The 12,508-nt window shown below is 37.6% G+C and carries 10 protein-coding genes; 7 read left to right on the top strand and 3 right to left on the bottom strand.

The genetic code is table 11. From position 1 onward, the window contains the following. Nucleotides 1–860: 860 nt before the first annotated feature. The 7 genes from DKG80_RS06645 (at nucleotide 861) to DKG80_RS06675 (ending at nucleotide 5,362) form a co-directional block, all read left to right on the top strand. On the top strand, nucleotides 861–1,331 hold the full coding sequence (locus DKG80_RS06645) for a hypothetical protein (protein WP_109830536.1): 471 nt from the start codon (nucleotides 861–863) through the stop codon (nucleotides 1,329–1,331). 147 nt (nucleotides 1,332–1,478) lie between these two features. After that, entirely contained in the window at nucleotides 1,479–2,183 is a 705-nt protein-coding gene (locus DKG80_RS06650) for an aspartate/glutamate racemase family protein (protein WP_109830537.1), read from the top strand. Nucleotides 2,184–2,305: 122 nt separating this feature from the next. Next, nucleotides 2,306–2,977, top strand: a complete 672-nt coding sequence (locus DKG80_RS06655; RefSeq protein WP_109830538.1) for a LysE family translocator — start codon at nucleotides 2,306–2,308, stop codon at nucleotides 2,975–2,977. Beyond that, the gene (locus tag DKG80_RS06660; RefSeq protein ID WP_162555723.1) at nucleotides 2,974–3,591 is read left to right on the top strand and encodes a hypothetical protein; all 618 of its coding nucleotides are present in this window, start codon (nucleotides 2,974–2,976) and stop codon (nucleotides 3,589–3,591) included. The genes DKG80_RS06655 and DKG80_RS06660 overlap by 4 nt, the downstream gene beginning before the upstream one ends. A gap of 37 nt (nucleotides 3,592–3,628) precedes the next feature. Further along, nucleotides 3,629–4,213 (top strand): hypothetical protein, encoded by a 585-nt coding sequence (locus DKG80_RS06665; protein ID WP_162555724.1) that lies wholly within the window; start codon nucleotides 3,629–3,631, stop codon nucleotides 4,211–4,213. Nucleotides 4,214–4,307: 94 nt separating this feature from the next. Continuing rightward, complete coding sequence (locus tag DKG80_RS06670) at nucleotides 4,308–4,970, top strand: hypothetical protein (RefSeq protein WP_109830541.1); 663 nt, start codon at nucleotides 4,308–4,310, stop codon at nucleotides 4,968–4,970. Between the two features lie 56 nt (nucleotides 4,971–5,026). Then, entirely contained in the window at nucleotides 5,027–5,362 is a 336-nt protein-coding gene (locus DKG80_RS06675) for a tRNA-binding protein (protein ID WP_109830542.1), read from the top strand. 152 nt (nucleotides 5,363–5,514) lie between these two features. Here DKG80_RS06675 and DKG80_RS06680 read toward each other — a convergent pair whose 3' ends face one another. The 3 genes from DKG80_RS06680 to DKG80_RS06690 all read right to left on the bottom strand — a co-directional run bounded on the left by DKG80_RS06680 (nucleotide 5,515) and on the right by DKG80_RS06690 (nucleotide 12,473). Then, the gene (locus tag DKG80_RS06680; RefSeq protein ID WP_109830543.1) at nucleotides 5,515–8,091 is read right to left on the bottom strand and encodes a glycoside hydrolase family 3 C-terminal domain-containing protein; all 2,577 of its coding nucleotides are present in this window, start codon (nucleotides 8,089–8,091) and stop codon (nucleotides 5,515–5,517) included. 15 nt (nucleotides 8,092–8,106) lie between these two features. Further along, nucleotides 8,107–9,489, bottom strand: a complete 1,383-nt coding sequence (locus tag DKG80_RS06685; protein WP_109830544.1) for a glycoside hydrolase family 30 protein — start codon at nucleotides 9,487–9,489, stop codon at nucleotides 8,107–8,109. 101 nt (nucleotides 9,490–9,590) lie between these two features. Then, the gene (locus DKG80_RS06690; protein ID WP_221409062.1) at nucleotides 9,591–12,473 is read right to left on the bottom strand and encodes a glycoside hydrolase family 2 protein; all 2,883 of its coding nucleotides are present in this window, start codon (nucleotides 12,471–12,473) and stop codon (nucleotides 9,591–9,593) included. Nucleotides 12,474–12,508: the final 35 nt, after the last annotated feature.

Below are 12,508 nucleotides of genomic sequence, written 5' to 3' on the forward strand. Positions count from 1 at the left end.
TTAAAACCTGTAATGAAGACTTTTAAGCATCCTGATAAAGTACAGTTAGGATTAACGAGCAACATTGTAAACTCATATCAGTGGCAATGTAAACCTATCAACTTCTTTCAGCTCTCTCAGAACACATCAAATCTTGTTATAAGCTCAGAGGAGATCAAAGGATGCAATTGGATATGTAAGGTGTACTCTTGGACACATAGAGTATGCTTTTAGGAATATAAGGTGCGGTATTAGACTTGACAATTACGCTCTAGGGTGTGTAAAGTATTATCTAGGTAGATTGAAGTGTGCTAAAAGGAAAGCGTAGTAGGCTTTGGGGAACATGAAGTATACTCTTGGGAGGTTAAACTGTGCTTTTGGAAATCTTAAGTGTGGTCTTGGGAGTCCGGTTTGAGCAGATTCTATTTCAGAAACGGTCAGAAAACCGCCATTCACTATAATTCTGTCCGTATTCGCTAAAAAAAATGGCTCTACGCACTTTTTGAAGGGGTGTTCGCTGTTTTAGAAGGCCCATTCGCACTTTTTTATAGCCATTCGCATGCGAATACCCCTTCAAAATCAGCGAATGGCACTCAAAAAACCGCGAATGGCCCCTGAAAATGTGCGAATGACCACAGAAAATCTCCGTAGACTCATTTTTTTCAGCGAATGGTCATTTTTTCTGGGATTTTGTGACTCAATAAGGGTGAGTTGTCATTTTTTGAGGGGATTGGTGTCCGATGATTGTTATACGCCTCTTAAATACCTTTTTATAATTTCAATATATATGCGCACGTCATATATAGTAGTTTGTGATTGGCTGTTTAAGATTTTAGTATTGTATATCCTTCCGAGTACCGCATATTTTCAATTAGCTAATCATGATACAAACAAATCCTATTACGCTTTCGAAAGAACAGTTTTTCAAATTATTGTTAGTTAGGTATATCAAACAAAAATGGTGGTTATTAACAATCATGCTCATATTCGTTGTCTCAATAGCTTCACAAGACGTTCTGGAAAGAACTGATTTCATATTTCTTGCCATGTTCATCTCTTACCCTTTACTAATAGTTTTTCAGCTCTGGCGATGGGTCAACTCAGATGAAAACAAAGCCTTTTTAACTGAAAGAATTTACTGCGTGAATGATAGTCTGATTACTGGTAAGACTGACGAAAATAACTTTTCAACAGTAGAAAAAAACAATCTAATTAAATCTGAAATCATTCTAGGCACCTACCTACTGTACATAACTAAGAATCAATTCTTCTACTTACCATTCAGTTCATTTCAATCTGAAGAAGACAGAATCTGGTTCGAGAATAACTATATCAGTAGAAGAACAAATTAAGATTGAATCTGATACTCTAATATTTATGGATAAGGCATTCCATATTGAACAGCAATTCTTCAATACATATGCAATAAAAATCTACCTACATTAGAAAAATTTCTAATTCACTAAATTGTTCGTCTAACAAAAATCATATTCAAAACAATGAAAGTACTAGGTTTGATCGGAGGAATAAGCTGGGTTTCTACAGTTGATTATTATACCCAAATAAACAAAGGGATAAATGAAAAGCTAGGAGGATTAAACTACGCAGAGTGCATTGTTTATTCGTTTAATTTTCAAGAAATCAAGAATAATAATGACACTAACGATTGGGATTCTACATTAGAGATGGTTGTTTCAGCTTCTAAAAAACTGGAACAAAGTGGTGCAAAAGGAATTGTTCTATGCGCAAATACAATGCACTTCATCGCTGATAAAATTCAAGAAAGAATCAATATCCCTCTTATTCACATAGCTACGGCAACTGCGCTGGAAGTAAAGAAAAAGGGTATAAAAAAGGTGGCTCTCTTGGGGACAAAGTTCACTATGGATTATGACTTCTTTAAGTCCAAACTCAGCGAACAGGGGATCGAAACGATTATTCCTCAAAATGAATCTGATAAAGAATTCGTCCACGATACAATATTTAACGAATTGGGCAGAGGGATCATTACTCAAGAGACTAAGGCTAGATATTTGGACATTATAGGAGAACTGAAGAATAGCGGTGCAGAGGGATTTATTGCTGGCTGTACAGAAATACCATTGGTTGTCAAGGAAAGCGACCTAGACATACCGTATTTTGACACTGCTTTTATTCATGCAAAAGCTGCAGTTGAATTTGCTGTTTCAGAAGAAAATAAATAACTAGCTAAAACACTCCTTTTTAGCTTGAACAGTTTAAAAAGGTAAAAACAAAAACCAATGCAAAACCGAAAGGTTCGCGCTTGGAATCATTCACTACACTCATTTAAAAACACTTTTGAAATATGCACTTCGTAATACCAGAATTTGAAAATATTTTATTCTTCATGATCTCCGCATCCATGTTAATCATTATTCCTGGACCTGCTGTTCTGTATATCATGATGAAGAGCATGGAACATGGATATAAGGCAGGATTCGTATCTGTGCTTGGAATAGGCGCTGGCGCAATGGTCCATGTAGTAGCTGCGGGCATCGGAATATCTGCGCTATTAGTTGCTTCGTCCTATGCTTTTTTAGTACTCAAATACTTAGGAGCAATTTATCTGATTTACTTAGGCGTAAAGAAATTATTTGATAAGAATACTTCTGAGAGCATAGAAATAGGTAAGAGTGAAAAAAGGTTGGGTAAGATTTTTTCCGAGGGATTAATCGTCAATGTACTCAACCCTAAAACTGCCATCTTCTTCTTAGCTTTTCTACCTCAGTTCATCAGCCCAGAAAAGGGTGGCACAGTGTTTCAAATTGTATTCTTAGGGTTATTATTTACAGTCATTGCACTGCTTAGTGACTCTATCTATGTCTTAGCATCGGCCAAAATCACTCAATTGATAAAAGGAAATAAAAAATACTTTAGTATTCAAAATCGAGTGATGGCATCCATCTACATTCTTCTTGGAATTCTTACACTAGCTGTAGATCGTCCTAACAGTAATACGCCTAGCGTAAGCAAATGAAAGAACTCTGCTTATTAATTACGCACATCCTGCTATTATTTGGCGGTTCTGAGACTCTGTCGAACAATATGATCGAGAGTAATGAAACGATCAAATATCGACTGGTCCTAGAAGCTTCAAAAGATCTACTGGAAGATCCTAAATTGGAGAAGCTAGAATTACCAAGTATAGGAGTTTTCGAACTTGACCAAATGAAAATGGATAGTTTGAATTCATATGGTGAAGGTGATTGTTGGGGGTATATTTCTAGGTACTCACTGGATGATATGAGTATTGCTATAGATTCTGCTTCATGTGGGATATATGGATACAGCTATAAATACTATGTATTAGACCCTGATGGTTTGATCTCTAAGGTGTATGAAAAAAAGTCAGACCCCATCATGGATTATAACACGAATAATCATGTCTACATCAATAAGGAATTAGTAATTGATTTTGAAAAAGAGCCTGCTCTCTTCAAAGTCAGGATTGATACTACAGATGTAGTTGAATATAAAAATAGTAACATTCAAAAAGAGTTTACAACAGAAAATTTGACAGACGCTACTAAGTGGTACAAATACTTTGAGGAGGAATATCGATATGCCTGGATTTATAAATCTGAGGAGTAAAAAGGTCCGAAACCACTCGAATAGCAACAAAAAGAAATTGACTGCAAGAACAGAGATATCAATAATGGGGATATTTGCTCACCGACTATACTTTAAAAATGGGTTTCCTAAAGTCAGATTAGTTCAAGAGAAGTTCTTAGAGATTACAGGTCTAGAATTGAGTTTCATAGTTGATGTCCATCTAAATGAAATCACCACTAAAAAAAGTGAAATCGCGAGTTCAATGAGTCAAAGTGTAAAAGAACGTGATCGCATATTTAGTCCTGATTTTCAAGGTGATCAAATGGAGGCTCAAAAGGATTTAACGTCTATCGGACGACCTTATTTTTATTGCTTTCCTTTTGACGAAATTCTACTTGACGAGTACCCTGAAGAAACTTCGTTTTACCTCGAATGCAATCTTTCTACTAATAGCATGTACTTCTTTGAAGCACTGATAAAAACAATGCTTGAGTTAGGAGGTAGAACGTATACTTACAATTCTTCATCTAATGACCCCGGCCATGTAATAGAAGATCATTTAGAAGAATATAATCCCGATAACGAGCACTGGACTAGCATAAAAAAGTGGGAAGAAACGAGTGATATTGAAAGAGCTAAGTTTCAGAATGAACTAAAGTAAATCCCATTTTGGGAGAAACAACCATATCGTCTAGTTTCGCCCTTTTTAAGCATTTTAAAATGCAGCATCAGCTTTAGATTAATAATAAAATACAATGAAAATAAGTACACTCTTTTTCCTAATCTCTCAACTAGCATTTTTATCCTCAACAGCTAAAGATCATAAATTGACTCCTTCCAAACATTCTGACAAGTGGATAAACGGAAACGAATGGAGTATTGAAAGAAATAATGGAATCACAGTTAAATCATACTTTGATAAATATAAATCAGGCAAGTTGATATTTAACTTAGAGATAGAGAATCAATCTGGTCAGGATTTTAACATTGATCCTGATGAAATATTTTATGTTACTACCAGTTTCGACACGACTCTAATTAGAGAAAACTATAAGGATGAAGTAGGCTCTGCAAGGTCTAACAGCATATCTAAACAAAAATTCTTCAATGAAATCTATCAAAAGTATGATACCATAGACATTGAAAAAGCTGACAAGTTGATAAAAAACATGAAGTTCTTAACTGGATTAGGTTTTTTATTCGATTCTGATAACTTAGCTATTACTAGAGGCTACAGTAAAATTGACTTTTACAAACAAAATCTTCTATTAAAAAATACAATAGAGCCCAATACAACTTTTAGAAGGTTGTTGATTATTGATGGTTCCAGATATTCTGATGAAATAGAAATTATTATACCACTTGGTAATGAGACTTTTCGAATTCCATACAAAAAATATAGGACTAACGAAGAATAGCTTATCATATTAGTTGTCGATGCCAATAGACGTTACGTTAAAACCGATAGACTATCATGAATGAGATTAATTGGAGTGACTTTTCAAAAATAGAGATGAGAGTCGGAACTATAACTTCTGCTAGTATCTTCAAAGAGGCTAAAAAGCCAGCATACAAACTAGAAATCGACTTTGGAGAGTATGGAAGGCGAAAAACATCAGCTCAAATAACCAAGCGCTATCAGACTGATGAAATAGTAGGTAAGCAAGTAGTTGCAGTCTTGAACTTCCCTCCGAAACAGATAGCCAACATGATGAGTGAGTGTTTGGTTTTAGGCGCAATTGGAGAAGACAATGATGTAATCCTTATTAACCCTGATACCAAGATTAAAAATGGATTGAAAATTGGGTGATACTTTTTAGGAACCTTAGGCGTGTCTTTACAATCTTAATCAACCGAATAAACAAAAAACCTGATAAGTATCTTTTTTATTACAAAGACACCTATCAGGTTTTTCTATTTACTTTCTGGATAGTCTATTTACTATCGTCTGTAGACAATCATCTATTTAGATTGAGCTACTATCTTATTGATTACGAAAGCGGGCTTATCTCCGGGAGGTATAATCTTGATAGACTTATGCTTTACCTCTCCTGCTAGTGTTTTTACTCTTAAACGAACTGGCTTTCCATATTCTGGTGGAATAGGAATTTTGATCGCTTGGCTTAGTTGCTTATTGAGAATCGTGTAATTAGCAATCTCCGCTCCTGCCATAGAGGTCTCTATGATAGCTTCCTTGGTGGCAAACTCGAAGTTTAATTCGGCATCCCAAGTGTTGACATAAAACCCTGGATCCACGAAGGTGATCTCATACTCTATCCATGCTAAACCATCATCTTGCTTTTTAGAAGTAGCTGATATTCCAGAATTGTCTGCATACAAGTAATCCCATCCAAGTTTTCTCTTAGGATCGTTGGCAGCAAAGTATCCTCCTTTCTTACCTCCTACTTTGACTATAGGTAATATTCCTCCTTCTACTTTTACCGTTTTAGTCTCGAAGATATTTGCACTAGAATTACCTACCATGATTTCGAAAGCGCCCTCTTCTACTTTATATGTATTGGCTATGGTATCATAATATGAGAATGCTTCATATGGCAGTGTGAATTGAACTGGCACAGATTTGCCGGCTGGAACATTTAATCTCTTGAATCCTTTCAATGCTTTTTTCGGTGTCTTTTGAGAAGATTTCACGTCTCGTAGGTAGACTTGAACTACTTCATCACCATCAACCGAACCGATATTACTGACCTTGGCTGAGACTACTAAGTTACCTTGCGCATCTACTTTAGTCTTATCTATTTCTACACCTTCAATTTTAAAATCAGTGTAGCTCAATCCATATCCAAATGGATAGAGTGGCTTACCCTCGAAATACATGTAAGTACGTCCAGTCTGAACATTATAATCATGGAAATCTGGAAGATCCGAATCAGACTTGAACCAAGTAGCATTCAACTTACCGCCTGGATTTACCTCCCCAAACAATACTTTAGCTAAGGCATTACCTTGTTCTTGACCATTTGGCCATGCACAGATGATTCCAGGTATATTCTCTTGCTCCCAAGGAATCGCAGTAGGACCGCTAGGAACTAAAACTAAAATCACGTTCTTATTTACTTTCTGAACAGCTTTGATCAGCTTATGCTGATTGCCCGGAAGAGTAAGTGAGCTTCTATCGGTATTCTCTGTTGAAGTAGTTTCGTCATTACCGACTACTAAGATCACTTGGTCTGCTTTCTTAGCTATCGAAACTGCTTCTTTGATTTTCGCTTCATCATCTTCGTGTGCCAATACTTCACAGCCTTGTGCAAAACTTATCTCTGCATTGGTTGCTTGTTTCAGTCCTGCCAATGGAGACACTTTACTTTTTGGATGTCCTGAATAAATTCCCATCCAGCATCGATCTGCGAATGGCCCAATGACTGCCATTTTCTTAATATTCTTCTTCAATGGAAGAACGTCATCATTCTTCAACAGCACTATAGACTGCTCTGCCGCTCTCAAAGCCAACTGCTTGTGAGCATCACATTCTAATACGCTTCTCGGTATCTCAGAGTAAGGATTCAAAGAAGGGTCATCAAAGTCACCCGTCATGAACCTCAACCTTAGCAACCTGCGAACAGAAACGTCCAATTCTTCTTCTGTTAATAAACCTTGTTCTATAGCTGGCTTCAAAGCAACTACCATTGGTGCTTGTCTCACTTTGTTTCTGAAACACTCCTGATCTACACCTGCTTTGATCGCCATAGCGGCAGCCTCAGGTTGAGTTTTAGCATATTTCATTCTTTTTTCTAGACCTTGTACCGCAGCCCAATCTGCGATAACATAGCCTTTGAACCCCCACTCATCACGAAGTACATCGTTGACTAACCAATCGTGGGCCGAACATGGAATACCATTCAAGCCATTTAGACCAGTCATGATTCCTGTTGCTTCTTCATCTACGATGCATGTTTTATAGCCTGGAAAGTAATATTCATACAAGTCTTTTTTATTGACATAAGAATGATTCCATTCACGTCTCTTCTCTACATTATTAGCTACATAATGCTTAACAGTCGTTACAGTTTTCATGTACTTAGGATCATTACCCTGCATACCTCTCACATACATTCTTGCCATCTCTGACATCAAGTGTGGGTCTTCACTGTAGCACTCTCCATTTCGCCCCCATCTAGGATCACGAGCCATATTGACTGTAGGAGAAAACATCATTACTTCCTTTTTACCAGAATTTTTTAGAGCTCTGGCTTCATTAGAGATTGCAGTAGCGACATCAAACATCAAATCTGGATTCCATGTACTTCCCATGGCGATATTTTGGGGAAACTGAGTACAGTTCCATGCGATGATTCCATGAAGTGCCTCTCCATACCATTCGAAATATGGTACTCCCAATCTTTCTATTTCAGGAATACGAGACCCGCAGTAGCTGATCTTTTCTTCTAAAGTCATCTTGGATAATAAATCCTCTACACGGTCTTCTACCTTAGCATTGGGATTCTTCCATGTCTGAGCTGTTACCACATTGCCGAGCAATAGTAGGACAGCTAATATTTGATATAATTTATTTTTCATACTTAGTCGATTCAATTATTTAATCACAATAGCACCAAAGGTTTTTGCTGGCAACTTCACTTTTACATCCTTGTCGGCCATGACAAACTGAAAAGTCTGTTCCTTCTCATCATGATTGTGTACTAATATCTTAACCTCTCCATTTGGTGATTTCACAGTAATGATTGGATATAGATTTCCTCTGTTCACAGAAGCTACTCTTACGTCTCCCGGTTTAATGAACCTACTGATGATATACATCGCATTGTAATCGGGATTGTACGTGACAGTACCGTTTGATCGATCGATATTGATAAGAGAGTTTTGTGTCCAATCCCAACCGCTCTTGGTTGTTTCATTGAGAATCATATTCCAATATGTAAAAGTCGTACTTCCACTATTAATATAGCCTGCAACCTCCTCAAGTCTATGCTCTGCTTGCTCTACGCTATTCTTTCCGTTATAGCAATGTCCTTCTGTGTGAAACAACTTTAAACCTGGGATGGCTGATCTCGCATCGTTGATAATCTTTGGCTCGGTATATTGCAACCCTACTCCATCTACTCCACTGAAATCCTTGCATTGTATATAATCCATCAAGTCCATCTGATTGGCAGCACGGAATGTACCTGCGTAAATTCCCGTTTTTAGATTATTGGCTTTGAATGCTGGTGCCAAGTATTCATTAGCGAATGCTACCATTTCTTTTGCAGGAAACTGACAGCTTGGATATTTAGTATCGGCATCGTTTTCGTTTTGGATGCAAATTCTATCTACACGAACGCCTTCTTTAGCATAAGCCTGTACATATTTCACAAAGTACTTAGCATAGGCTTTATAAATTTCAGGCGTAGTTCTCAATCGGTTACCTTCAGGCTGAAGGCCTTCCATCTTGCCACTTACTTTCATCCATCCTGGAGGGCTCCAAGGAGATCCAAATAAAGTCAAATCAGGATTTACTTTAAAAGCAGCTTGTAAATAAGGCAAAACATACTTTTTGTCTCTATCAATTGAAAAATGCTTCATTTTGTAGTCTTCCGCTTTTTCAGAGTAACTATAGGCATCTATTCCAAAATCACTCGCTCCTATAGCGGTTCTACAAAAAGTAAATCCAGCTTCATCACTAGCAAACAGATTCGTCATCAGTTCATCCTTCTTCTCAGGACTCAAAGCCGCAAGTGCTTCCCCTCCTATCTCATTAAATGCTCCTCCGATACCCTCCATCGTCTGAAACTCTACTTCAGGATTGATATAAACTCTATTTCTCCAACCCACTTTACCTGGAGTACTTTGTTTGACCTCAAAAAGTGGATTTGCCTTACCTTCATTAAGCTTGACAGCATATACGCCTACTTTTTGGGCTTGAACCGTGGCTACGACTCCTAGCCAGATTAAGCATGTAATTAGTATTCTCATCATTTTATTTCTTTTACTATCTAGTTTCTTTTATCTTAAATGGATCTGAGCGTTTATCAATTCCAATTACCTTATTCTCTCTAAGGAGAGTTAGTTTTTCTCTGTTACTTTAATTTCCTAAATTCTAATCCATTTAACCAAGTCTCAGCATTGTCTTTGTCTGTCTGAAAAGTCAATTCTACTGGACTGTTCCCATCACTCTCAATAAAATTGGTGACAGAAACTGGCTTACGTTCTCCTATGTCACTGGAACTCTGGATACCTACTGGTTCTTCGTCTGAAACATATTCAAAGTCTCCTTTGGCATCATCAAGTGTCACTCTCATATTGTATGGATATAGTTTTCCTTTTCTCTTTTCGAAAGAATGGTGATAGGTTTTGAGTTTATATCTTCCTTTGGGCAAATCCTTGATTGTTAGCTTTAGAATCCCTCCTTTGACGAATATTCCATCACTAGCAACATATCCCAAGTCCCCTACCATAGTCCATGTCCCTGGACGCCAATTGAGAGCCGAGTCTCCTGATACAGTAAAAGTGCTTTTGTCTAAGTCAAAGCTGAATGATTCTTCATCTCCACCACCTATACATGTCCAGCCAAACTGTAACAATTGACCTTTGTTTTGCAAATCGATCTTATGAAATGTATAATCATATATAGGTACTCCATTTGCAACGGTCATATCCGATTCAAACGGTATACTGTTAAGTAACAAAGCTCTACTCTTAAGTTTGCCTGCTGAAGCTTTAATTTTAATCTCACCAGCTTCTGAGGCTCCTTTGAGGTAGACAGTTGCAACTCCATGATATGTCTGCATCTTTTGGATATATGATTTGTCAGAATATAGAATCTCTCCAGCACCTTGCACTGAGAAACTCACTCTCTCATCTGCATCAGTGACAACTTCACCATTTCGATCTACTACATAGGCTCTCAACATCTTAAGATCAGAACCTCCAGCTACTAATGGTAAATCTGAATTGTCAATAGCTAATTTCAGTGCATACGGAGCCCCTACTTTTATACGAGAATGTTCTGCTCTTACCTTTCCATTGTACAGGGCTTTAGCAGTAAGCTTTTCTTCTTTCCAGTCAAAATTGAAGGTAAATGAAGGATGTTCATTCTGGTTTCTCAAATTGTCATTATCTGGGTTTTGAGTGGTAACTAACTTACCGTCGGCATAAAGAGCTACTTCATTGGCATTGCTATAGACATGAATTTTTCTATTCTTATAAACAGACTCATCCGCTATATGTACAAATGGCTCATCTGCAAACTCTGACTTGTACCAATAATAGGAAGGTCGGGGAATTCTGTAAGCAGTTTGCAGACCGTACTCTGTAAACATATCATGCTTGTTTTCATTTTCTCGAAGACGGTTGTAATCAGCTCCTACCCATAGCAATGCACCTATGTTATTGTTTCTTTTTTTGTATCTAGAGATATGAAATTGCATTCCTAATCCATTGTTGGAATAACCATGCTCCATCACCAAACAAAAATCACTTTCAGGCCATTGTGTCCTTCTGTAATCCATTGTGGCATAGATGTCAGTTACTCCAGCATTTTGAGTACCACACCATGGGCTAGAAGCACTAGCTGTCAGTCTATATGGATCTTCCTCTTTGGCTGCATTATTGAGTTGGGGTACTGGGCCTCGGTGGTTTATTCCTGCACCCCATATTACAATTGATGGGTGGTTTCTGTGATTGCGAATCATTACTCTAGCAGACTGCTCTAGTTTATTCATCCATTCACCTTGTTCCCATAGAACCCACGTAGATGGTTCTTCATATAGTAATATTCCAAGCTCATCACATGCTTCTATGAAGGAATTGTCCTGAGGATAATGAGATAGTCTGACGGCATTCATTCCTGCTTTTTTGTATCGAAGTGCCGCTTCGTAGTGCATAGAATTTGGAACTGCATCTCCTATGTGTGGATAGTTTTGGTGACGATTAACCCCAACCATAAAAAATGGTTCTCCATTTAGCATAAAGCCTTTGCCGTCTACTAGAGCAATCGACCTAAAGCCAAATTTATTTTCAATAAAATCTACAGGCTCATTATCTAGATAAATGACTGATACTGCTCTGTATAAATATGGTGAATCAGGTGACCAAAGTCTATAGTTATCCTCTATCTCAGTAGTCTGTCTAAAGCTATGACTTTGACCTTTCGGGATTTCGATACTTGACTTCATTTTCTGAAGTACATATCCATCAGCATCTACTATCATAGTTTCTATTCTACATTCAGCAGCTTCATCATACTCATTGACTACGGTAGTTTTTACAGATACCGTTCCGTTGTTTTTCTTGACCGTAGGAGTAGTAATATGGACACCTGCATCCATGCTCTCCCAGTTAAAATTGACATGGAGTTTATTGGTCTTTACTAAGTAAACATCTCGATAGATTCCTCCCCATCTTACATAATCAGATTGATGAGGGTCGGGTGCGATAGTCGGATCAAAACTGTGGTCAGCTAAAACGACAATTACATTTTTCTTACCTGACTCGACAAAATCTGTAATATCAAAGTGATGAGGTATATAGCCATTCACTGCATATCGCCCTACATGTTGGCCATTGACCCATAGTTCAGTAGCACTGTGAACTCCTTCAAATTCTAAAAATGCTTTCTCATTAGACTCTAGCTCGATAATCATTTCTTTTCGATACCAACTCTTGTCACGAATGAAATCCTTTTGAGACCAGTGGTTAGTAGCACTGTCGAGCCATATCGATACAGGGTCAGGATTATGAGGTAAGCTCACTTCCTGCCAACCGCTATCATCAAAGTTGACAGCTGTAGGTTGTCCTTCATTGTCTTTAGCAAATTTCCAATTGAGGTTTATATTCTCTTTTACTCGATTAGTTCGGGGGTAACCTGTAAGAGAAGATGCCCTTGCAAACGGGCTTAAGGCGCATGTAATCAATACTATTACAAGCAATAAACTCTTGCGATAAATCATTGTCTTATCCATTCATTTGATCTATCTCAAATATAATCACCTAGCTT

The organism is Reichenbachiella versicolor (genome assembly GCF_003171675.1).
Lineage (GTDB): Bacteria > Bacteroidota > Bacteroidia > Cytophagales > Cyclobacteriaceae > Reichenbachiella > Reichenbachiella versicolor.